Source organism: Flavobacterium ginsenosidimutans (assembly GCF_037478105.1).
In the GTDB taxonomy this organism is placed as follows: domain Bacteria; phylum Bacteroidota; class Bacteroidia; order Flavobacteriales; family Flavobacteriaceae; genus Flavobacterium; species Flavobacterium ginsenosidimutans.
Genome location: NZ_CP147988.1, coordinates 836,374 through 860,557 on the forward strand (window position 1 = coordinate 836,374; position 24,184 = coordinate 860,557).

A 24,184-nucleotide genomic window follows, 5' to 3' on the forward strand; every position below is an offset into this window, starting at 1 on the left:
AAAAAATACCCTTTATAACAATCAGCAGACGTTTTTTAAACAACAAATATCCATTATCCTACAAAAAATAGCAATCAATTACCCCAAAAATTATCAAAAATGGCAGTAAGTGAAAAAAAAATGTTGCCAAATTGTAAATTTTAAGTTTGTTTTAAGAAATTCACGCAAAATCATAGGGGTTAAATTTTAAATTTAACAAAAATTAAGCATACTACCCTATTTTTTTATGGGGTGTAAAATGATTTTATACTTTTATAAAAAATTTTAAAACTAAATAACTATGCGAAAAATTATTTTAAGTGTGATTCTTATCACGATTTTGGTACTAACCTTTATTTCAAACTTTATCATTGCAGATAACCCAATTCCAGCAGAAGCTGTAAAGTTTGATACTGGAGATACTGCCTGGATGATCGTTGCAACTGCTTTTGTATTGTTAATGACTCCTGGATTAGGATTTTTCTATGGAGGTATGGTAGGTAAGAAAAACGTAATTAGTACTATGCTTCAAAGTTTTATGGCAATGGTAATTGTTACTATTTTATGGGTTGTTGTTGCTTTCGGATTAGCTTTTGGACCAACTATTGGAGGTATTATTGGTAATCCATCTTCTAATTTATTCTTTGAAGGTGTTGGAACAAACACAGCTTGGAGCCTTGCACCAACTATTCCTTTTATGTTATTCGCATTATTTCAGGCAAAATTTGCTATCATTACTCCTGCATTAATTACAGGTGCTTTTGCAGAACGTATTCGTTTCTGGGCATATTTGTTATTCATGGTTTTATTCATCATTTTAATATACGCTCCGCTTGCTCACATGACTTGGCATCCTGATGGAGTTTTCTTCAAAATGGGAGTTCTTGACTTCGCTGGAGGAACTGTAGTACACATGAGTGCTGGATGGGCTGCATTGGCTGGAGCTATCTTCTTAGGAAAAAGAAAAGTTCAAAAAGCTAATCCTGCTAGAATCACTTATGTATTATTAGGAACTGGTTTACTTTGGTTCGGATGGTTTGGTTTCAACGCTGGTTCTGCTTTAGGAGCAAATGGTCTTGCAACTCAAGCTTTAGGAACAACTACTGTTGCTGCTGCTGCTGCTGCAATGGCTTGGGTTTTCCTTGACAAAATTTTAGGACACAAATTATCTGCTCTTGGAGCTTGTATCGGAGCTGTTGTAGGTCTTGTTGCTATTACACCTGCTGCTGGATTCGTAAGTATCTCTCACGCAATATTCATTGGTTTATTCTCTGCAATTGTAAGTAACATTGTAGTAAGCAAATTCCCTAAAGGAAAAATCGACGATGCTCTTGATGTATTTGCTTGTCACGGTGTTGGTGGTATGGTAGGTATGCTTTTAACAGGTGTTTTCGCTTCAAAAGCTATCAACCCAGCAGTTGGAGATAATCAAGGTTTAATCTTCGGAACTCCAACATTATTCATCAATCAATTAACTGCTTTAGTTGTTGTTTCAATCTTTGCTTTTGTTGCTTCTTATGTTTTATTCTTCATCGTTAATAAAATTACTCCTCTAAGAGTTACTGAAGAAAAAGAAGAATTAGGATTAGATATCTCTCAACACGGAGAATTCTTATAAGAATAAATTTTCCCTTTTCATTACTTGATAAATAAAAAAGCACTCTAAATTTGACTTAGAGTGCTTTTTGTTTGAATTAACTTCAACCTTTTGAATTTTAGATTTTAGATTGCAGATTTTAGATTTTAGATTTAAAAGACAGATGATTAAGTCTTATCTTAATTCTTAATTCTTAATTCTTAATTCTTAATTCTTAATTCTTAATTCTTAATTCTTAATTCTTAATTCTTAATTCTTAATTCTTAATTCTTAATTCTTAATTCTTAATCTTATTTAAAATTCGCAATTCCTTCTTTCAACCAATGCAAGTATTCTTCTGTACTTACATAACTAATAGTTGGTTTTGTATTGTTCAAATTATTTCCTTCTAAATCAGTAATCACATACAAAGGCTGTGTATTAGTTTTATATTTAGAGATCATAAAATCTGTCCATTTATCGCCAGCTGTGATGATTTTGTCACCTGCTGCTGTTGTAAATTGTTCTTCTTTTGGTAATTCACGTTTATCATCAACGTAAAGAGAAATTAAAACAACATCATTTTTTAGAATTGGTAATACCGAAGGATCTGACCAAACATTGTTTTCCATTTTTCTACAGTTTACACAAGCATAACCTGTAAAATCCAACATGATTGGCTTTTTGATTTCTTTTGCATAAGCCAAACCATCTTCGTAATCGTGGAAAACCATAATTCCATGCGGACCTAATTCTGCGCCTTCTGGAAGTCCTTTTATAGATTCTGAAGAAACTACTCCGTTTCCTGATACTCCTACTCCAAATGGGCTTTCGCTATATTGCGGCGGCGGCGGGAATGCACTGATTAATTTTAAAGGCGCTCCCCATAAACCAGGAATTAAATACATGGTAAACACAAAAGTTAATAATCCTAAATATAATCTTCCAACAGAAATATGATTTGTTGGACTATCGTGAGGCAATGTAATTTTTCCAAATAAATATAATGTCATTGCTCCAAAAATCGCGATCCAAATCGCAATAAATACTTCTCTTTCTAAGAAATGCAATTGTAAAACTAAATCGGCATTTGATAAAAATTTGAACGCTAAAGCAAGCTCTAAAAATCCTAAAACTACTTTTACTGTATTTAACCAACCACCAGATTTTGGTAACGAATTTAACCAACCCGGGAACATAGCAAATAACATAAACGGAAGCGCTAATGCAGATGAAAATCCTAACATTCCAACAACTGGAGCAATTCCTCCATTTGAAGCCGCTTCAACCAATAAAGTTCCGACAATTGGTCCCGTACAAGAGAACGAAACAATTGCCAAAGCTAAAGCCATAAATAAGATTCCAATAATACCACCTTTATCTGCTTGCTGATCCGCTTTATTTGCCCATGAATTTGGAAGCATAATTTCAAAAGCTCCCAAAAATGATGTTGCGAAAATGACTAAAATCACAAAGAAAATCAGATTAAACCAAACATCTGTAGATAAAGCATTTAAAGCATCAGCACCAAATATTTTAGTTACAATTAATCCTAGAATTACATAAATAGCAATAATTGAAAGTCCGTAGAAAATGGCATTTCTAATTCCTTTTGCACGGCTTTTACTTTGTTTTGTAAAGAAACTTACCGTCATCGGAATCATTGGGAAAACGCAAGGCGTCAATAATGCTGCGAATCCTGATAAAAAGGCAATAAAAAAGATTGACCACAAACTTCTTGCAGGCGCTGGAGTAGGAATTTCTTCTTTAGCGATTTCTGCTGTTTTTTCTACTTTTGACTGTACTGCTTCTTCCTTTTTAACTGTATCAACAGCTAGTCCAACTACTTTTGTTTCATCAACTTTAGCTTCTGTTACAACTGGAACTTCTTCCATTTTAAATGTTGACGGAACAGCAATTGAGAATTTCTTATTCGAATTGATACAAACTTCTTTACAAACCTGAAAATCAAAATCTACATCAACCGTTTTCAAGTTCGGATTGATGATTTTAATCTCTTGTTCAATGTGGGCTTTTCCTTCAAAGAAAGTTTCATCCACACCAAAAACGTCATTGAAAGCTGTTCTTGTTTTGCCTTCTTTAGCTTTTCCAACCAATTCGAAATTTCCTTTTTGGTTTTTAAATGTAATTTCTAACGCTAATGGCCCACCTTCTGGCGTAAACTGCGAATACATATGCCAGTCTTTTTCGATTACTGCATCAAAAATCAATACGGCATTATTCCCTTTTTTTTCAATTTTAGAAGTCCATTTTACAGGTTCTAAAATTTGAGCGTTACCTTTCGCAAAAGCGAAGAAAAATAACAAAAGTAAAATAGTTTTAGTCCAAACGTTTTTTAACAAATTGGTCTGAAGATTTTGAGTAAAGTTCATTATTGTAATTCTATTTTAAGTATTTTATTTGTGGCTTTTTTTATTCTAAAACGTTCGTCTTGTCTCATCCCTACTACCCAGATTATTTGGTCATCAGAACATAAAATCCATGTTTTTTCTTTTTCTATTAATGATAATTTTTCGTCCTTAAAAAGCTTGCTGACTTTTTTAGATTTACCATTCATTCCAAAAGGCTGAAAAACATCGCCTTTTTTCCATTTACGTAAAGTCAGCGGAAAACGGATTTTATCAGCATCGACAAATATAGCTCTATTTGAATCGAATGTTGTGTGACCAACGTTACAAAGACTCATTTTTAAGGGAAAATTAACTTCTGTATCGTTTTCATTGATTTGATATTCGTCGTTTTCTGGCATTTCAGAAAGCGGACTCAAAATCAGCGTTTCTCTATTTTTTAATAAGCGAAATTCCTCTGCATAAACCTGTTTTCCAGATTGTCCTTCGACTAAATCGTAAATATCATTCCAAGCAGAAAAACCAAATTCTTTCAGCCATTGATATAAATACGATTTATAATTTGGAAGTTTTTTAAGCTGATTTAAATCGAAATGAATATCATCGCCTTCTTCTTTTGCTACTTGCTGATAAACGATAATCGATGCGTCTTCAACCATTTCTTTTGATTCTTGAAGAAAGGATTGCGTTTTCTGAAAAGCATCTAAAAAATTAGGATTGATTTCTTTTAAAACAGGAACCAAATTATGACGAATCTTATTTCTAAGATATTTTGTCGAAGCATTACTGCTATCTTCTCTCCATTCTATCTTATTTTCTTCTGCATATTTCAAGATTTCTTCTCTCGAAAAAGGCAATAGCGGACGAATAATTTTATCGTTTTGTTCCGGAATTCCAGTTAAACCTTCTAACCCAGTTCCGCGAGTTAAATTGATAATAAAAGTTTCCAAATTATCATCGGCGTGATGTGCAGTCAGAATATAATCGAAGTTTTCTTCTTCTAAAAGTTCGTAAAACCAGCTGTAACGAAGTTCTCTTGCTGCAACTTGAGTTGACAATTTATAATCTTTAGCGAAAGCTTCTGTATCAAAATGAGTCGTAAAAATTGGAATATTATTTTGATCGCAATATTGCTGAATAAATTCTTGATCACCAAAACTTTCCAATCCGCGAAGCTGAAAATTACAATGCAAAACTGCAATTTCATAAGGCAATTGACTCAATAAATGAAGCAAAACCATACTATCTAGTCCACCACTTACAGCCAGAAAAAGCTTTTTTTCGGCCAAAAAAGGAAACCTTGAAACGATATGATTTTGAAATTTTGAAAACATCTGATAAAAGTAAAAAATTAAATTTAATCTATTTTTAAACGAAATGTTAAGCGCTGTTTTTTTTCTGCCACGAATTCACGAATTATTTTGATAATCTTTGATAATAATAAATTCGTGAATTGCTCCGCCTGTTCGCTATCGCTCGGGTCGTTGCGAATAAAAATTATTGCAAAACTTCATGCATTGCCTTGGCTTTCAGCAAGCATTCTTCATATTCTTTTTCAGGAATTGACAACGCTGTTATAGCACTTCCAACCGAAAAAGAAACATATTTATTTTCTTGATTGTATAAGATACTTCTAATTACAACATTAAAATCAAAATCGCCTTCAGGTGTAAAATAACCAATTGCGCCACTATATAATCCTCTTTTTGTTTCTTCTAGATTTTCTACAATTTCCATTACAGAAATTTTTGGAGCGCCTGTCATACTTCCCATCGGAAATGTTGTTTTCAAAACATCCACTGCCGAATATTGCGGATCTAATTTTGAAGTAATTGTAGAAATCATCTGATGCACTTGCAGAAACGAATAGATTCCACAAAGTTCTTCAACTACCACAGAACCTTTTTGCGCGGTGTGTGATAAATCATTTCGAACCAAATCGGTAATCATGATATTTTCAGCTCTTTCTTTGACATCTGACGCTAAGATATTTTTTGAAGCTTCATCTTCAACAGGATCAGAAAAACGTTTTGAAGTTCCTTTAATTGGCTGCGAAATAATCTTATCTCCAATTTTTGTTAAATATCTTTCTGGCGAGGCCGAAAGCAAATATTGTTTGTAATTTTTAAAGAAAACCGAAAAAGGCGCTTGCGAAATTTCATTAAGCTTCTGAAATTTTTCCAGCGGATTTATAATGGCATTTTCAGCATAAAATTCCATACAGAAATTCCCTTCGTACATATCCCCAATATGAATATGTTCGAGTATTTTATTTACTTTTTGAACATATAAATCTTTAGGAATACGCTGCTTCACTTCGACTCCGCTCAGTGTGACAAATGTTTCGGTCTGAACTTTTATTATTTCCTCAAAATCCTCTTCAACCTCATCATCACAAAGCATTAAATACTGAATTTCGAGTTCATTTTCTTTTAAAATAAAAATCTTTTTAGGCTGAAAGAAAAACAAATCAGGAAAATCCAATCCGTCAAAATTATTGGATTGAAGATTTTCAATATCATTTTTTAAATCATAAGAAAGGTATCCAAAAAGCCAGTCTTTTGTATTTTGCTGATATTGTTTTAAATCTTCAAAAGCATTGTAATAATCTGTTTTTAAAGAAGTAAAAGCATCTGTTGCTAATATGCAGTCAAAATTAGAATACTGTTGCGGATAAGAATTGCTGTCTAAAAAAACGACTTCGCGAAATTGCTGCGCCCAACTTAAAAGCTGTTCTTTAAACAGTTTTGGATTTGCAATATTTTTATGAATGGAAACTCTCAAAAAGGGTAAATTTTAAACATCAAAATTACGACAAAAATCTTTGATTAACAGAAGCCTGAAAAAATATTGATAGGATTGAAATCTTAACGCAAAACTGTTAAAAAGACATCTATTTAATAAGAAAAAAATCGTTATATTTGATATACAATTAGATTAATCCCAAAATCGGATTAATTTGATTGTAAAATCCTTAAAAAAGAACCTCAAAAAAACCAATTTGTGATTCTAATTTGAGCTTTAGATTGCATCTTTTCCAATAACTTATTTATATTTTTTAACCCTAAAAAATCCTAAGTATTATGAAAATTGCCACAATTATTGTCCGCGTTTTAATTGGCCTTTTGTTACTTTTTGCCTCTCTCAGCTATTTCTTCAATCTAATGCCACCAGAGCCAATAACAAATGACAACTTTAAAGCTTTTAACATGGGTTTAATTGCTTCTACTTATTTATTTCCGTTGGCAAAATCAATAGAATTAATTTGTGGACTTGCATTTGTAACTGGGCGCTATGTAACTTTAGCCAACATTTTGATCTTACCAATTACGGTAAATATTCTGTTCATTAACTACTTTATGTCTCCGGAAAAACTTCCAATTGCCGCATTGTTATTTCTGGCTAATTTATTCTTGATTTACAGATACTGGGATAATTACAAAAGTGTTTTTACTGCATAATACATTTTTATGTAAAAATAAAAAGCCCGTCAGATTTATTCTGACGGGCTTTTTATTTTAATTTACCTTATCATGTTTTACCCAAACCAAATCGGTTACATTATATCCAATTTCTTGAGCTTTGATAAGAAAATCTGCTTTTACACTTTCTGGAATTGTTTTTTCTCTAGAAAGTATCCACATATATTTTAAACTTTCTCCAGCCACAAGTGCGTATTTGTAATCAGGATCGATTGCTACGACATTGTAACCAGAATAAAAAGGACCAAAAAATGAGACTTTCAGCATACCAATATTGTCTTTTTTGACAAATCTAGCTTTCCCGACACTTTGTTCCCATTTGTCTTTTTTGACATTATAGCCCTTATTATCGACTTTTATTGTATTGTCTTCGTTTAAAGAATACTCAGCAGTTACATTGTTCAGATCTCTTTCCCATTTGTAATCTAATCTGGCAATTTCATACCATTTTCCGAGATATTTTTTGCTGTCAAAGTTTGTAACAGCTTGTGCGTTTTTGGGAATTCCGCCTCCGCATGAGTACAGCGCGATTCCAATTCCTGCTCCAATCAAAACTGGAACTACATATCTACTTTTCATAATACTATCTTTTTAATTATCATAAAGATAGCACCTGAAATCTACATCTAATTTACAAAATTATTTTTGAATATTATATTATATAAAGCTTAAAAATATTGCATAAAAAAACCGCTAGATTACTCCAGCGGTTTTAAAATATCTTTGAACGTAAATTATACGTGTAAAGCTCTATTTTCAGTAGCTGCCAATGCTGCTTCTTTTACCGCTTCCGCGAAAGTTGGGTGCGCATGGCTCATTCTTGAAATATCTTCAGCAGAAGCTTTGAATTCCATTGCAGTAACCGCTTCAGCAATTAAATCTGCTGTACGTGCTCCAATCATGTGAACTCCTAAAACCTCATCTGTTTTTTCGTCAGCTAAGATTTTTACAAATCCGTCTAAGTCAGCACTTGCTCTTGCACGTCCTAAAGCTTTGAATGGGAAACTTCCTGATTTGTATTTCACTCCAGCTGCTTTCAATTGCTCTTCAGTTTGTCCAACTGCAGCAACTTCTGGCCAAGTGTAAACTACACCAGGAATTAAGTTATAATCGATATGCGGTTTTTGACCTGCTAAAATTTCAGCAACCATTACTCCTTCTTCTTCCGCTTTGTGTGCTAACATTGCTCCACGAATAACATCACCAATTGCATAAATATTTGGAACGTTAGTTTGTAAATGATCGTTTACTTCAACTTGTCCTCTGTCAGAAATTTTAACTCCAGCTTTGTCAGCGTTTAATCCGTCTGTGTAAGGACGACGACCAACAGAAACTAATGAGTAATCTCCTTCAAGAGTGATTGTTTCTCCTTTTGCATTTTCAGCTTGAACAACAACAGCATCGCCATTTCTTTCAACTGATTTTACTTTGTGAGAAACGTAGAATTTCATTCCTTGTTTTTTCAACACTTTAGTCAATTCTTTTGAAAGAGCTCCGTCCATTCCTGGAATGATTCTGTCCATGAATTCCACTACAGAAACCTGAGCTCCTAAACGAAGGTAAACTTGTCCAAGCTCGATTCCGATAACTCCTCCACCAATAATAACTAAGTGTTTTGGAACTTCTTTTAAAGCTAAAGCTTCAGTAGAAGTAATGATTCTTTCTTTATCAATTTTGATGAATGGTAAAGAAGATGGTTTTGATCCTGTAGCAATTACAGTATATTTTGCTTCGATAGTTTCTGATGTTCCGTCAGCTTTTGCAACAGCAATGTGAGTTGCATCTACGAAAGAACCTAAACCATTGAAAACAGTAATTTTATTTTTTTCCATTAAGTAGTTAATACCACCTACAGTTTGATCTACAACAGCTTGTTTGCGTGCGATCATTTTCTCTAAATTGATTTTTACATCACCAGAAACTTCAATTCCGTGATCTGCAAAATGAGCGATTTCTGAATAATGATGAGAAGAAGATAATAATGCTTTTGAAGGAATACAACCTACGTTAAGGCAAGTTCCGCCTAATGAATTATATTTTTCTACAATTGCAGTTTTGAAACCTAATTGTGCGCAACGAATTGCTGATACATATCCTCCAGGACCTGAACCTATAATGACTACGTCAAATGAACTCATAGTATTTTGTTTTTATTTTAGCGGTTACAAAATTAAGCAATAAAGTTTTGTTTAAAGTTTAAATTTCAATGTTTTTTATGTGAAATACGAGGTTTTTATTTAACTGCAAAGAGCGCAAAGATTTTACGCAATCCCGACAGCTATCGGGGCGCTAAGTTTTCTTTTTTAGGAATAATTTTACTTTAAAAGAAAAATAATTAAATTGGCAAAACTTTAGAAACAATTCTTAAGGAGTACACAAAAGACAAGCAATGGGATTATTTGACATATTTAAAAATAAGAAAACTGAATTTCCTGAGAATGAATTAGAAAAATGTTTGATGCAAGCTGCGTCCAACTTTTCTACTCAAAAGGAATTTTATCACAAATTATTAGAGAGTCAATTATTTATAGTTACTAGTGAAAACACTATTTCGGAAATTGGATCTCAAACTCCAGAACAGAATACAACTGTTCAGTGTTTTATTTTTGAAAACGGACACATTCCAATCTTTACATCAGTAAATAGAATATTTGAAAAAGGAATAATGGAAAAAAATGTTCCATATCTTACCTTAAAAGGACAAGATTTGTTTGAAGTTTTGAATGGAGCAACATTTGTACTAAATCCATTTTCAGATTTTGCAAAAGAATTAATTCCAGAAGAAATCGAAAGTATTTTAAATGGAACAATCTATAATAGAATTGACGAGCAGGAACTCGAGAATAAAAAAAATCAAGAATTTAATGAAATCTTTGATCAAGCTGCAAAAAAACAAGAAGGACTAGTTATGTTGGACGGATACAGAAGAAAAGAATTAAATGAATTTGAAAAGTTAAAGCTTGAAGAGTCTATAATAGGCTTCAAAAAATGTCTTGAGATAATTCCTGAACATTGGCAAAGTATGGTATTAATGTCTAAAGCACTTCAAAGACTGGAAAGACATCAAGAAGCTCTTGACCAATTGGAATTAGCTTTCAAACTTGAATTAGAAAACCATATAATTCCTATGGAAGCTTCACTAGAAGCTATGCACTTGAAAGACATCGATAAAGCAATATTTTATTCTGAAGAATCTCTAAAAAGAAACCCCAATGATTTTGCGTTATTGGGCAATCATGCAATGAACTTACTTGTTGCTAAAAAAGACCAAGAAGCAAAAGAAACAATTGATAAAGCAATCAAACTACAGCCTAATGATTCTATAAATAAAAATGTTGAATCAATTATAAAAGACGTCATAGCTGAAAAACGAAAACGACCGACTTTTGAAGATGCTGTTAGATAAAAACTGTTTTTAATTAAAATGTTGCCAAAAGATAATTGTGCAAATTAAACTGAGAATTTCTGTTAATGTTCAACTTTTAAGAAATGACATACTTGATTTTAGACGCACAGCAGTGCGTCTCTACAGAAAAAACCTTTGAACCTTTGCTACTCTGAACCTTTAAACCTTCAATTTAAGGTTTTCTTTCAGGATTTCTTGAAGTATGAAATACTGAATAAATAATTATTTCAGCACCAATAATCTCATAAATAATAACAAAAGGAAATTTAACCAGAGTCATTTCTCGATAACCTGGTTCTTTTTTAATCTCAAATAATTCTGGATTTATTTTTAAAACTTTTAGATAAGATCTTAAATAAGTTAGAAATTGCTTTCCTAAACCTTTACTTCTGCCTTCATAAAATTCAATAGATTCATCAATTTCTTTTTCTGCTAATGGTAAAATTTTAATTTTAAAAACCATATTTTGCATTCAAACGTTGCTCGACCTCTTCCCAACTATTTGCCTCTATTTCTCCAGACAAATATTTTTCTCTTTCTTCAGCAACTAAATTGTAATGTGAATCAGGAACAATTGACTCTTTTTCATCGTGATTAATGGCATCAAAAACGCTTTCCAAAATTTCTAATTTTGAATCGTCATCAATGAATTTACCAAAATCTTTTATAAGCTTACGTCTTAATTCCTTCGTTTCCATTTTGTTTGTATTTAAACTCAAATTTAAGATTTATAATGATTCAATTATGTTAAAACTTATTTTGCGATACAAAGTCTCAGAGAAAAAACTTAGAATCTCAGCATCTCAATATCTTAGAACGAAATCACTGTCGAATTCTTCACTTCACTAATCATAAACATACTTTGCGTGCTTCCAATATGCTGTAAAGAAGTCAATTTTGTAACTAAAAATTCTCTGTAAGCTTCCATATCTTTTACTAAAACTTTCAGGATATAATCATAATCGCCGCTTACATGATGACATTCTAAAACCTCATTTAATTTGATGACTTCACTTTCAAATTTGGTTAAAAACTCTTTAGTATGCTGAATTAATTTTAAATGGCAGAAAACCACAAAACCTTTTTCAATTTTGGATTTATCAACTAAAGCCGCGTAGTTTTTTATTATGCCTTCACGCTCGAGTTTTTTAATTCGTTCGTAAACTGCGGTTACTGATAGATTGAGTTTTAAAGACAATTCTTTATTGGTCTTTTTGCTATCGGTTTGAAGTAAAACGAGGAGTTTTTTATCTATTTCGTCTAAAGTCATTTTTAGTTGATTATTGACAGTTTATTGAAGTGAAAGAAAATCTATTAATTGGATTTTATCCATTCAAATTTAGATTAAAAATCATTATAAAAATCAATTTATAGTTTTAAAATCTAAAAAATACAAACATTATTGATTAATTATCTAATCCGTTCTTTCTTTGACAGAGATTTCTTTTGAAAAAACTTGAAACTTGAAACAAAAAAACTAACTATAAATGAAAGATTTTAATCCAGCTGACAAAATTCAGGATTTACAATATTTTGGTGAATTTGGCGGTGTGAATCCGTCGATTTCTGATTCTTCAACTTATACTTTTTTATCGGCGAAAACCATGTTTGATACTTTTGAAGGCAATATGGAAGGCTGTTATTTGTATTCGCGTCATTCTTCGCCAAGTAATTTGTATTTGGATAAGGCTTTGGCAGCAATGGAAGGAACAGAAACTGCTAATGTTTCGGCTTCAGGCATGGGCGCTATTACTCCTACTCTATTGCAATTGTGCGGTGCAGGCGATCATATCATTTCAAGCCGAACGATTTACGGCGGAACTTATGCTTTTTTGAAGAATTTTACACCTCGTTTTGGAATTGAAACAAGCTTTGTAGACATTACTAAATTAGATGTTGTAGAAGCTGCAATTACTTCTAAAACGAAAGTTTTGTATTGCGAAACGGTGAGTAATCCGTTATTGGAAGTCGCTGATATTCGTGGTTTGGCTAAAATTGCTAAAAAACACAATTTAAAACTAGTTGTAGATAATACATTTTCGCCATTATCAGTTTCTCCTGCGAAATTGGGTGCAGATATTGTAATTCATAGTTTGACGAAATACATTAACGGAAGCAGTGATACAGTTGGCGGTGTGACTTGTGCGTCTAAAGATTTTATTAATTCGCTGAAAAATGTGAATTCTGGCGCAAGTATGCTTTTAGGTCCAACAATGGATAGTTTACGTTCTGCAAGTGTGATGAAAAACTTGAGAACACTTCATATCCGAATTAAGCAACATAGTCATAACGCACATTTTCTCGCTGATCAATTTGAAAAAGATGGCTTAAAAACGGTTTATCCTGGATTGAAAAGTCACCCGAGTCATGAATTGTACAAAACAATGATTAATCCCGAATATGGTTTTGGGGGAATGCTAACAATTGATGTTGGTTCTTTGGAAAAAGCCAATGAATTAATGGAATTAATGCAGGAAAGAAATCTGGGCTATCTGGCAGTAAGTTTAGGTTTTTACAAAACTTTATTCAGCGCGCCAGGAACTTCAACTTCAAGTGAAATTCCGTTAGAAGAACAAAAAGAAATGGGATTAACTGATGGTTTAATTCGTTTTTCTATTGGATTGGATAATGATATTCAACGTACTTACGAAATGATGAAAGCTTGCATGAAAGAGCTTGGAGTATTACAAAAGCAAAACATTTCTCTATAAATAAATTTGCACGATTTTTTATTAGTTTGTTTAAATCCGCTGGAGATCTTTTCTCTTAGCGGATTTTTTTTTCTAAAAAAGCCGTTCTGAATAACTCCAGAACGGCTTTTGTAATTTATCTTGGCTCAAAATGTCTAAACGACTGCCAGTATTTGTCTTTGTAAATTTCGTAGCTTATTTCAAAAACACCATTATATTTTTTAATCAATGCATCAGCTACTTTGGTTGGTTTTCTAAAGTCTTTGCAAGCGAAAAAGATTTCTCTTTTATTATTTGCCGTTTCTCTTCCAATATTTAAAAACCCATCAGAATCTGGCAAAATTTGAATCATTTCTTCTTCTATTTCGTCTAGCAATTTATAGGTTCTTTCATCTGGTAATCCGCCGTTGCCACAATCTTCAAAAGGAATTCCAACAATAAAAATCCACGGATGCGATGCTTTTTTATCCCACTCCATTAACGTTGTATTGATTAAAGCCAAAACTACCGAACCATCCTGCCCTTTTCCTTCAAAATTAGCATAACCATCATTCTCCGTATTATGTCTTGTACCTTCGTATTTTTCGACGAATTCTTTTTCTCTCCAAATTAAATAATCTTTTAATTTTTCAATTGGAATTAATTCCTCTGAAATAGTATCTGGACCAACTACTTTCATATTATCAATCAAAGTAACCGAATGCAATTCGCCTAAATAATTATCTAAGAAAATATAAACTCCATTTGTTACCGCCGCTCTTTTTTCTTCTACAAAATCATCATAAACAATTATTAAATCTATTTCGTCTGGATAATCTTCATGAACATTCGGATAAAACTTTAAATTATCTTTATCGAATTTAAAGTTTTCATAATCGATACCAATATTTTGAACGTCTGATGAAGGTTTTAACGCCGTAATTTTCCAGCCATCAATTTGAGGTGCTGCATTTACTAATTCTTCAATGGCATAAATATTTCTGATTGCACCATCTGGCGTTAGGATTAATTCAACTGTATTGTCATCAAACATTCCAGTTAAGAAATAAATTCCGAAGTGAATCTCGTCTAATTTTGGAGCTAATTTTTCAAAAAAACCTTGGTGAATATTTCCTCTGTTTTTAACGATTTTAAAAAACTCTTTTTCCTGTTTTAAAAACCAATTCCAGAAGTCATTATTAGATTGTATTGGAGCATCATTTTTGCCCAATATTTTATCAAGAAAACTCATTTATTACAAATTATATTTTAAATTTTACTGAAACAAACTTAAGGAAAAGCCATTTTAAAACATAAGAATATTTCTATAAAAAAGAAAGTTTTTAAAACATATTGGCAATAAAGAAGTTAAGTCGACAAAGTATTATTTCACGCAGATTTTAAAAGATCTGAGCAGATTCATTTGGATTTTTTTAGAAATTTATCTTCCACATTTGCTTAGATCATTTTAAATCTGCGTGAAAATAAAAAGCCGTTTTAAGAATTTCTCAAAACGGCTTTTTACATATCTCTTTTTACTTTTAACTGATAATTTCAGTATTCAATTTACTGTTTTTTCTACTATAAGTAAAGTAAATAAATAGTCCAATTAGTAACCAAACGGTAAAATAAATCCAGTTCCAAACGCTTAATTCGGCCATCATGTAAAGACAGCAGATTAATCCTAAAAGAGGAATTAAAGAAAGATTTTTTCTGAAAGCCCAAACGGCTAATCCAACCAAAACGAATAGGAATATCCACATTGGAATTTTGTGTTTGAATAAACTGAAACCTGATTCGTATTTTGCAGAATCAGCAATTGGCAAACCTTTTACAACTTCGGCATATTTAGATTCGTCGTCTTGATATTGTCCTAATAAATGCTCTAAATCTGACGTCTCAGCCGTTTTATTGTTTACTTCGATACTTTCTAAATATTTGAAAACTTTTTCAGATTCTGATTTGTCCAAAGAAGTTACGATTGAAGTTGCATCGTAAATTTGAGGCTCATTATTAATAAAAGCCATTGTCGCTTTATTGTTGAAAGCAAAAGCATAATACAATCCGGCAATCATTAAAACTGGCAGAATAAACTTCGAATTGATGTAAGGCGTTTTGAATTTTCCTCGTGGAATTTCAGGTTTGTTTTGCAAAACTAAAACTCCCGCACAAACCAATACAAAGGCAAATAAAGTTCCGATACTGCATAAATCGGTAACCATTGTTAAGTTTAAAAATAATGCTGGAACTGCAACTACAAAACCTGTTACAATAGTGGCAAAAGAAGGTGTTTTGAATTTTGGATGAACAGTTGAGAATTTCTTTGGCAATAATCCATCACGGCTCATACTCATCCAGATACGAGGCTGTCCCATTTGGAACACCAATAAAACACTCGCCATTGCCACAACTGCACTTACAGCAATAATTCCTGACATCCATTTTAAATCTAATTTATCGAAAACAAAGGCAAGAGGATCTCCAACATTTAATTCGTGATATTTTACCATTCCAGTTAAAACCAAAGCAATGGCAATATATAAAATAGTACAGATGATAATCGCCCACATCATTCCGCGTGGTAAATCTCTCTGCGGATTTTTACATTCTTCAGCAGTTGTCGAAATAGCATCAAAACCAATATAAGCGAAGAAAACAGCTGATACTCCTTTTAAAACTCCACTAACTCCATTTGGAGCAAACGGATCCCAATTTGCTGTATCTACATAAAATACTCCAACAGCAATTACTAAAAGAACCACACAAAGTTTTACAACAACCATTAAGTTACTTGCGTTACGAGATTCTTTCATTCCTCTGTAAACCAAAGCCGTAATCATAATAATAATGAATAAAGCTGGTAAATCAGTCACAAAATGAAATGATCCTATTGTTGGAGCTGTTGTCCAAGCCGTATGCGCTTGCTGTAAAGCTGTACTTAAATTTTTGAATGATTTTCCGCCTCGCATTAAAGCCTCGGCATCTTTAAATCCGTTTGAAGCGGTTAAGTAATCCATTTGAATCCACTGCGGTAAATGAATTCCGCCACTCTGGAGAAGTCCTGTGAAATAATCACTCCACGATATGGCGACAGTTATGTTTCCAACGGCATATTCCATGATTAAAGCCCAACCGATAATCCAGGCAATTATTTCTCCAAAAGCCACATAAGAGTACGTATAAGCACTTCCTGAAACGGGAACCATCGATGCAAATTCAGCATAAGCAAAAGCTGCAAAACTACATGCAAGAGCTGTAAAAAGGAACAAAAATATCACGGCTGGTCCTCCGTCTGCACTCGCTTTTCCGATCGTGCTGAAAATCCCCGCACCAACAATCGCAGCAATTCCAAAAGCAGTTAAATCTTTGGTTGTAAGGTGCTTTCCTAATGCCTCATGACCGTCTGCCTCATTCTTTGCAACCTGTTTCAGAATATCCTGCACTGTTTTTTTTCGGAATAAACTTGAAAATGCCATATATGTTTTGCTATTATAAATTGATTTAATTCAGTCGTTCTGGTTTTATTTTGCAAATAATGCAAAAAATATCCTGATTTCAAATATATAAAACCATTTTGTTTTTCTGGTGTTTTTTTTCGCCACGAATTCACGAATTATTTTTTCAAATCTTTGTCTTATAAATTTTCTCACGCAGATTTCACAGATAATGCAGATTTTTGTTGTGATGAAAATATTTATGTAGATTTTAAAATCAAATCTACTTGAGAAATAAAACCTTTGTGAACTTTGCGTAATTCTTTGCTCTCTTTGCGGTTAAATCTATTTTAAAACACAAATGTAACATTTATCAAAATGAGCTTACTAATACAAGTAGTATTTAATTTTTAAAGAATCATATTTATGGGAAAAATCACAAGACGTTCTTTTGTAAATAAATTTGGACTTGGTGTTGGCGCTTCGGTTGTGATGACTACACTTCCTTCTTTTATTACCGAAACAGAAAAAGTTCACAAACCCTACACTGGAAAAAAATTAAATATCGCGTTATGCGGTTTAGGAAACTATGCGTCATTATTAGCTGAAGGTCTTCAGGTTTCTGAATATTGTCAACTTACTGGAATTGTCACAGGAACACCTTCAAAAGCTGAAATATGGAAAAAGAAATATAATATTCCTGAAAAGAATATCTATAATTACGAAAATTTCGATTCAATCATAAAAAACAAAGACATTGATTTAGTATACGTTGTAACTCCAAACGCACTGCACAAAGAATTTACTGTTCGCGCTGCAAAGGCAGGAAAACATGTAATTGTAGAAAAACCAATGGCAATTACTATTGAAGATTGTGAAGAAATGATCAAAGCCTGCAACGATAATAATGTTCAATTGGCAATGGGATATCGTTTGCATTATGAACCAAATCATCTAGAAGTAAAACGATTGGGACAAGAAAAAGTTTTGGGACAAGTTCGTTATATCGAAACTTCTCTAGGTTATAGCACTTACGATATTCATGACGTTAATAAACCTGTTGATTTAAATGCCCGTAATGAATGGAGACTGACTAAAAAATGGGCAGGAGGCGGTTCTTTAATCAATTTAGGAGTTTACTGTATACAAGTTTCCCGCTATGTTTTAGGCGAAGAACCAATTGCTGTTACCGCACAATTTGGAACTATAAACAATAAAAACAGATTTGCTCAAGTAGAAGAAAATATCACCTGGCAAATGGAATTTCCGAGTGGCGCTGTTGCCAATTGCAGCAGTTCTTACGGTTTTGGAATCGACCGATTTCATGCTGCCGCAGATGAAGGTTTCTTCGAAATGAGTCCTGCTGTGAGTTATGGACCTTTTGTAGGTAAAAGATCTGATGGAAAACCATTTAATTTCCCGGTTATAAACCAACAGCAAACCCAAATGGATGAAATTTGTAAAGTGATTTTAGCAAACCAAAAACTTCCAAATCATATTACAGGCGAAGAAGGAATTAAAGACGTCAAAATCATCAACGCCATTTATAAAGCAGCTGAAACTGGCAAAAAAGTTAGTTTGAAATAGTTATTTTGCCACAGATTAAAGGATTAAAATGATTTTTATTTCACGCAGATTTTACAGATTTAAGCAGATAATCGCAGATTAGTAGTTATCTCTGGTTTAAAATTAAATCTGCCTAAATCTGTAAAATCTGCGTGAAAAATTATTTAGATAAAGATTGAAAAAATCTTTTTAATCCTTTAATCTGTGGCAAAAAATCTTAGCGCTCTTTGCGTAATTCTTTGCGAACTTTGCGGTTAAATTACTTTAAACAGCTTCTCAAAATACTAACCGGATGCTGGGCTTCACGTTTTGTTCCATCATAAATTTGATGACGACAACTTGTTCCAGCAGCAGCGATTTTTACATTTCCTGCTGTAGCACGCACTTTTGGAAATAACGTATCCTCTCCTATTTGCATACTCACTTCGTAATGCTCTTTTTCATAACCAAAAGAACCCGCCATTCCGCAACAACCCGAATTGTAAATCGTAACCGTATTATTTTTTGGCAGGTTCAGCATTGCAAAAGTCGCTTCAACAGAACTCAACGATTTTTGGTGGCAATGTCCGTGAATTTTAATTTCTTTACTTTCTTCTGAAAAAGAATCGGCTGTGATTTTCCCGTCTATGATTTCTTTTTTGAAGAATTCTTCAATTGTAAAAGCATTTCTAGATAACTTTTCTGCAGCTTCTTTATCATCGGCTAAACGAAGATATTCGTCTCTAAAAGTCAAAATTGCCGAAGGTTCTATTCCGATTAAAGGTGCGTTTCCTAAAACCAAATCTTTAAAAACACTTACATTATGATTCGCAATTTTCTTCGCTTCTTCCAAGAATCCTTTTGAAAGATAGGTTCTTCCACTTTCTTCATGATCAACAACCAAAACCTGATAACCTAATTTTGTCAATAATTCGAAAGCATCGATTCCGATATTTACATCATAATAATTCGTGAATTCATCTACAAACAAATACAATCTCCCATTCGGAAAATCTCCTTGTGAAGGTTTATTATTTGCATACCATTTTCTAAAAGTCTTTTTCGCCAAAAGCGGAACTTGTCTTTCAGGCGCAATTCCCATTGTTTTTTTCACCAAAGACTGATTCGAAATAAAATTCGTAATCGACGGGAATTTACTTCCCATTTTGTTCAGTTTGGCATTGTTGGCAAAAATCTTATTTCGCGTTGTAAATCCGTTTGCTTTTTGATATTGATATAAAAATTCCGCTTTCAAAGTTGCAACGTCCACATTACTTGGACATTCGCTTGCGCAGGCTTTACAGCTTACGCACAACTCAAAAACTTCATATAATTCTTTCTGGTCAAATTTGTTTTCTTTTTCAGAATACGTCAAATATTCTCGCAACGCATTGGCTCTTGCACGAGTCGTTTCTTTCTCATTTCTAGTCGCACGATAACTCGGACACATCGCTCCTCCGCCAGACGGCAATTTTCGGCAATCTCCAGAACCGTTGCATTTTTCTGCTGCACGCAAGATTCCTAAACTATCTGAAAAATCTTGAAACGTTTTAATATCTGGTTCTACTCTGCCCGAAATGACACGATGGTTTTCATCCATTTTCAAAGCGTTGACAATCTTCCCAATATTCAAAACCGAATTTGGATCGAATGCCAATTTGATTCTTTTCAAAAGTTCGTAATTCTTATCGCCAATCATGAACGGAATAAACTCTCCGCGCACAATTCCGTCTCCGTGTTCACCACTTAGCGAACCTCTGTATTTTTTTACCAAATGCGCTACTTCGGTCGCAATGGTTCTGAATAATTTTAAGTCAGATGTTTTCTTCAAATTCAAAACGGGGCGCAAATGCAATTCTCCCGCACCCGCATGCGCGTAATAAATCGCTTCTTGTCCGTGTCTTAACATCATCGCCGAAAACTCAGCAATATACGCTGGTAAATCGCTCAATTCTACCGCTGTATCTTCAATCGAATCTGCTGCTTTATCGTCGCCTACAATACTTCCTAAAAGTCCAAGTCCTGCTTTTCGCAATTCATTGGCTTTGTCAATATCGTTTCCGTAGATTTTTACACGAGCGTAACCAAAATTGTTTTTCTCTAAATCAGCAATCAAGGCATCGGCTTGTTTTTCGGCATCTTCTAAAGTGTGCGATGCGACTTCAAACAACATAATTGCTTTTGGTTCTCCAACCAAAAAGAAACGGTTTTTAATGTGTTCGCGATTGGTTTTGGTACAATCCAAAATCGTATCGTCGATCATTTCGCAAGTGTACAAATGATGTTTCATCGCCACTACAACCGACTCTAGAGATTCCTGAATGGTATGATAATGCCCGACAACCATAATGCTGTGAGGCGGCGGCAAATCGTCAACTTTCAGCGTCACTTCGGTTGTAAAAGCCAAAGTTCCTTCGCTTCCGCAAAGTAATTTTCCAAGATTTATGGTTGGCTCAGTTCCGCCAAATAATTCCGATTTCAACAGAATATCAACCGCATAACCCGTATTTCTTCTGTGAATTTCTGGTTTTGGAAACTCTTTTACAATTTCTTCCTGAGCTTCTTTTATAGTTAGCTCATCGTAAATCGTTTTGTAAATTTTATTTTCTAAAGAATCACCTTTTGTTTTTTCGATAAATTCAGCCGAAGTCAGGTCTTTAAAAACCACTTCAGAACCGTCGCTTAAAAGTGCTTTTACCTCAGCAATTTTATCACGCGTAACACCATATCGAATCGAAGTAGTTCCTGATGAATTATTTCCCACCATTCCGCCAATCATAGCGCGATTTGATGTTGATGTAATGGGTGCAAAAAATACGCCGTGAGGTTTTAAGAATAAATTCAGCTCATCGCGAATTACGCCTGGCTGAACCGTAACGGTTTTCTTTTCTGCATCAAACGAAATAATTTTAGTAAAATGCTTCGACACATCAACTACCAATCCATCTCCTACCGCTTGTCCAGCCAACGAAGTTCCCGCGGTTCTTGGCGTAATCGACAGCTTATGTTGTGCTGCAAATTGGATCAATTTGGCAATATCTTCAGTCGTTTTAGGAATTGCCACGGCATTGGGTTTAATTCGGTACACCGAAGCATCTGTAGAATAAAGCGTTTTATGAAGCTCATCGAATAAAAGTGTGCCTTCGAGACTAGCGGATAATTGCTCTAAATGAGATTGGGTCAACATGTAAATGTGCTTTTTATAAAAATATTTCCTGAAAAAACTCAGACCACAAAGATAAAAATATCGCAGGGCAAAACGACTCTATTTTATGAATTTATCTAACAACTCCATCATATTTTATAAAATTCTGAGAGAATCCTACAATGAGTTTGTGTTGAAATAGATATTCAAAGATTTAGAATGTCAAAGATTTTTTTACTTGTTTATTTTATTCGTAATATTATCTTCAAATTCAAAAACATCTAGATGGAAGATCATTTTTTTGACATTCAAACAGACAAATTATTCAAAAGAATTTCTTTTTTTATTTTGTTTGGAATAATACTAAACCTCCTCTTATTTTTCGGAACCTCTTATCTTGAAAACAAAATAACAAATAGGTCTTTTATTAATTCTTATGTAATTTATTGCACTTTTTTAGGCATTTTTCATTCTTGTATTTTTAGAAAATTTATTCGCAATTTTCTAACCATGACTCTTATGTTCTTTTTCATAGGTCTAGCATTTTGTCTCTTTTATTTCGTAATGCTAACATTCAGTTTCGGAATTGAGGTCTTTGCTTTTCTTGCCGTTTTAATTGTCTATCTATCCGTTCAGCTAATCACTTTAAGACTATGCTTTAATCTAAAACCCACTGCTAGTACAAGCTTTATAACCATTTTAATTTTCATCGCAGGTTTTAGCATAACCTATATAAAAAAAGACTATGACCTTTATTATTATGGATTTTCGTTTATCTGTTCTGTCTGGTGTCTAAATATTATCTTATCTGCATTACTTTTCTCTGATTTTGTATTTGACAAAAAACAAGAAAATGCATCAAAAGATCGTTCTAATACAGGAGAAATAAACGTGGAAAATTTCAAGGATTACTTAAAAACCATATTTGGATCACAAATAACCTTTTACGAAGCCTTCAACGAATTTCAGATTTATGAAATTGATTGCTTTCCTGAAAATTTCGAACATAAATTAGCAATCGAATTTTCAAATGAAAATATCAAATTTGCAACCGTTACAAAAGAACCCAGTGTCGATTTTTCTTTGTATGATTATGTAATCGAAACCAACAAAGAAGCCGAAGACTTTATACAACATATTTTAAAATTTGGCTGGCCAATCAAATAAGATATTTTTCAGAAGCTATTCCTGCTGTCCGCTATATTCCCGATAAACAAAAACTACGGCTAAAAAGCCTGGTTTTTCTAAATCGGGAGATGCCGCTCCCATCAGGGCTAGGGCACTTGGTTTCATTAGAAGATTCTATTTTTAATCACAAAGTATTTCTTATATTAGCTTAAAATAGAAAAACTTTGATGAAATTTTATTTAGTTTTTAATTTAGATAACAAACGTATTTTCTCTGCTAACATAGAATTAGTTTATGAGTTTTTTATGCAATTCAATATTGAAGAAGATTTAAAAAAACATATTTTAGAGAGAATAAATAAAGAATCTGATTTTGAAATAAGTATTTCAGAATTAGAAAGAATAAAACCAGCGTTAGAAGAAAAAATAGATCAATTAATTATTGATATAAATTTTAATCCTTTTAAAGAAAGATTACGAAAACTTTATCCAATTCAATATAATAGTGATCCTTTCGTATGGAAAAACACAACATACTATTTGTATGTAAAAACGAATCCTATTGATAGTCAAATATCTCGAATAAGAAGTTTTTTAATTAATCTAGAATATTTTAAGAATCATAATCAATCGATAAAATATATTTTTAAACATTAGTTCTTTAAAAATATATTATTTTTCTTACTTTTTGTCGTTTTTTTGATACTTTTACAATTCTTAAACTACGACCTTAAGAACTAAATAGGCTTTGCCCTTGTATTATGTGGACGGTATCGGAAACGACCGTAACGCTGTCGTAGGCGTTAGAACCACTAATTTACAAGGGTTTTATTATTTTTAAACTACGACTTTATGAATGCAAACACAATTTCAAAACAAACCGAAATCAAGCTTTTGAATTTTTTCAACGACAGAATCGATCCTGTTGAAATGGCTAAAACTTTAAGGCAAGTAAATTTTACACTCGCTTTATGCGTTTTGAGCGAACATGAAACATTTCAAAGCGAAATCATCAAATTAAGAGACAGCTTTTACTGGCTCAATGAATTGGCTGAGACTTTAAATCCTTATTTGGAGGTGGAGTAAAAAGATTAAAAGAAAAACCTCGACTTAAAAATCGAGGTTTTTATATATTTAATAATAAACTTTCAAATCACCATTATTCCGCATAAAAATAAAAAACACTAAAATCAAAAGAAGACAAAAAACAAGAGATCCTGATCTTAAAAATTTATTCATCTCGTTTGGAATCTCAACGGTAAGTGTAAATAAATACAGGAAAAGTCCAACAAAAAATAAAACCAAAGTTGAGACACCCATAAAAACGATTCCTTTACCTACAGGAGACTGAGCAAGTCTAAAAATCTCACTTATGGTATAAAAGAAAAAAAGCACAAACCAAACCCAATACAAAAATTGAAAAATATAAGCTAAAGTTGTTTTCATAAACAT

The 24,184-nt window shown here is 32.9% G+C and carries 20 protein-coding genes; 8 read left to right on the forward strand and 12 right to left on the reverse strand.

What is annotated here, in order from left to right:
* Positions 1-280: 280 nt before the first annotated feature.
* On the forward strand, positions 281-1,597 hold the full coding sequence (locus V6624_RS03935) for an ammonium transporter (RefSeq protein WP_111287722.1): 1,317 nt from the start codon (positions 281-283) through the stop codon (positions 1,595-1,597).
* Positions 1,598-1,866: 269 nt separating this feature from the next.
* On the opposite strand, the gene V6624_RS03940 is transcribed toward V6624_RS03935, so the two are convergent.
* The 3 genes from V6624_RS03940 to V6624_RS03950 all read right to left on the reverse strand — a co-directional run bounded on the left by V6624_RS03940 (position 1,867) and on the right by V6624_RS03950 (position 6,708).
* A complete protein-coding gene (locus V6624_RS03940) occupies positions 1,867-3,948 on the reverse strand; it encodes a protein-disulfide reductase DsbD family protein (RefSeq protein WP_338840925.1) in 2,082 nt (693 codons plus the stop codon).
* Positions 3,948-5,258, reverse strand: a complete 1,311-nt coding sequence (tilS, locus tag V6624_RS03945) for a tRNA lysidine(34) synthetase TilS (protein WP_338840926.1) — start codon at positions 5,256-5,258, stop codon at positions 3,948-3,950. Before tilS ends, V6624_RS03940 begins: the two co-directional genes overlap by 1 nt.
* A 163-nt stretch (positions 5,259-5,421) precedes the next feature.
* The gene (locus V6624_RS03950) at positions 5,422-6,708 is read right to left on the reverse strand and encodes an anthranilate synthase component I family protein (protein ID WP_338840927.1); all 1,287 of its coding nucleotides are present in this window, start codon (positions 6,706-6,708) and stop codon (positions 5,422-5,424) included.
* Between the two features lie 299 nt (positions 6,709-7,007).
* Between V6624_RS03950 and V6624_RS03955 the strand changes: the two genes are divergently transcribed.
* Positions 7,008-7,385, forward strand: coding sequence for a DoxX family membrane protein (locus tag V6624_RS03955; protein WP_111287728.1), 378 nt, complete (start codon positions 7,008-7,010; stop codon positions 7,383-7,385).
* A 57-nt stretch (positions 7,386-7,442) separates the two neighbouring features.
* On the opposite strand, the gene V6624_RS03960 is transcribed toward V6624_RS03955, so the two are convergent.
* Both V6624_RS03960 and lpdA read right to left on the reverse strand, forming a co-directional pair.
* Positions 7,443-7,985, reverse strand: a complete 543-nt coding sequence (locus tag V6624_RS03960) for a lipocalin family protein (RefSeq protein WP_338840928.1) — start codon at positions 7,983-7,985, stop codon at positions 7,443-7,445.
* A 155-nt stretch (positions 7,986-8,140) separates the two neighbouring features.
* Positions 8,141-9,544: a dihydrolipoyl dehydrogenase gene (gene lpdA / locus V6624_RS03965; RefSeq protein WP_338840929.1), complete on the reverse strand. Its 1,404-nt coding sequence runs from the start codon at positions 9,542-9,544 to the stop codon at positions 8,141-8,143.
* A 251-nt stretch (positions 9,545-9,795) separates the two neighbouring features.
* Between lpdA and V6624_RS03970 the strand changes: the two genes are divergently transcribed.
* Positions 9,796-10,812: an SseB family protein gene (locus tag V6624_RS03970; RefSeq protein WP_338840930.1), complete on the forward strand. Its 1,017-nt coding sequence runs from the start codon at positions 9,796-9,798 to the stop codon at positions 10,810-10,812.
* Positions 10,813-10,984: 172 nt separating this feature from the next.
* On the opposite strand, the gene V6624_RS03975 is transcribed toward V6624_RS03970, so the two are convergent.
* The 3 genes from V6624_RS03975 to V6624_RS03985 form a co-directional block, all read right to left on the reverse strand.
* On the reverse strand, positions 10,985-11,275 hold the full coding sequence (locus tag V6624_RS03975; protein WP_111287736.1) for a type II toxin-antitoxin system RelE/ParE family toxin: 291 nt from the start codon (positions 11,273-11,275) through the stop codon (positions 10,985-10,987).
* Entirely contained in the window at positions 11,265-11,510 is a 246-nt protein-coding gene (locus tag V6624_RS03980) for a hypothetical protein (protein WP_338840931.1), read from the reverse strand. The genes V6624_RS03975 and V6624_RS03980 overlap by 11 nt, the downstream gene beginning before the upstream one ends.
* A 113-nt stretch (positions 11,511-11,623) precedes the next feature.
* Positions 11,624-12,082, reverse strand: a complete 459-nt coding sequence (locus V6624_RS03985) for an Lrp/AsnC family transcriptional regulator (protein ID WP_053471104.1) — start codon at positions 12,080-12,082, stop codon at positions 11,624-11,626.
* Positions 12,083-12,299: 217 nt separating this feature from the next.
* Here V6624_RS03985 and V6624_RS03990 point away from each other — a divergent pair, with 217 nt between their 5' ends.
* On the forward strand, positions 12,300-13,523 hold the full coding sequence (locus V6624_RS03990) for an aminotransferase class I/II-fold pyridoxal phosphate-dependent enzyme (protein WP_338840934.1): 1,224 nt from the start codon (positions 12,300-12,302) through the stop codon (positions 13,521-13,523).
* Positions 13,524-13,638: 115 nt separating this feature from the next.
* Here the strand turns inward: V6624_RS03990 and V6624_RS03995 are convergent, their stop codons facing one another.
* Both V6624_RS03995 and V6624_RS04000 read right to left on the reverse strand, forming a co-directional pair.
* Positions 13,639-14,733, reverse strand: coding sequence for a DUF695 domain-containing protein (locus tag V6624_RS03995; protein ID WP_338840936.1), 1,095 nt, complete (start codon positions 14,731-14,733; stop codon positions 13,639-13,641).
* Between the two features lie 289 nt (positions 14,734-15,022).
* On the reverse strand, positions 15,023-16,957 hold the full coding sequence (locus V6624_RS04000) for an amino acid permease (protein WP_338840937.1): 1,935 nt from the start codon (positions 16,955-16,957) through the stop codon (positions 15,023-15,025).
* A 384-nt stretch (positions 16,958-17,341) separates the two neighbouring features.
* Here V6624_RS04000 and V6624_RS04005 point away from each other — a divergent pair, with 384 nt between their 5' ends.
* Positions 17,342-18,502, forward strand: coding sequence for a Gfo/Idh/MocA family oxidoreductase (locus V6624_RS04005; RefSeq protein WP_338840938.1), 1,161 nt, complete (start codon positions 17,342-17,344; stop codon positions 18,500-18,502).
* Positions 18,503-18,740: 238 nt separating this feature from the next.
* Here the strand turns inward: V6624_RS04005 and V6624_RS04010 are convergent, their stop codons facing one another.
* On the reverse strand, positions 18,741-21,647 hold the full coding sequence (locus V6624_RS04010; RefSeq protein WP_338840939.1) for an FAD-binding and (Fe-S)-binding domain-containing protein: 2,907 nt from the start codon (positions 21,645-21,647) through the stop codon (positions 18,741-18,743).
* Positions 21,648-22,124: 477 nt separating this feature from the next.
* Between V6624_RS04010 and V6624_RS04015 the strand changes: the two genes are divergently transcribed.
* From V6624_RS04015 to V6624_RS04025, 3 genes are all read left to right on the forward strand, one after another.
* A complete protein-coding gene (locus V6624_RS04015) occupies positions 22,125-22,772 on the forward strand; it encodes a hypothetical protein (RefSeq protein WP_338840940.1) in 648 nt (215 codons plus the stop codon).
* Positions 22,773-22,957: 185 nt separating this feature from the next.
* Positions 22,958-23,389 (forward strand): hypothetical protein, encoded by a 432-nt coding sequence (locus V6624_RS04020; protein WP_162614971.1) that lies wholly within the window; start codon positions 22,958-22,960, stop codon positions 23,387-23,389.
* A gap of 195 nt (positions 23,390-23,584) precedes the next feature.
* Positions 23,585-23,818, forward strand: a complete 234-nt coding sequence (locus tag V6624_RS04025) for a hypothetical protein (RefSeq protein ID WP_338840941.1) — start codon at positions 23,585-23,587, stop codon at positions 23,816-23,818.
* Positions 23,819-23,866: 48 nt separating this feature from the next.
* On the opposite strand, the gene V6624_RS04030 is transcribed toward V6624_RS04025, so the two are convergent.
* Positions 23,867-24,178, reverse strand: coding sequence for a hypothetical protein (locus tag V6624_RS04030; protein ID WP_338840942.1), 312 nt, complete (start codon positions 24,176-24,178; stop codon positions 23,867-23,869).
* Between the last annotated feature and the right edge of the window lie 6 nt (positions 24,179-24,184).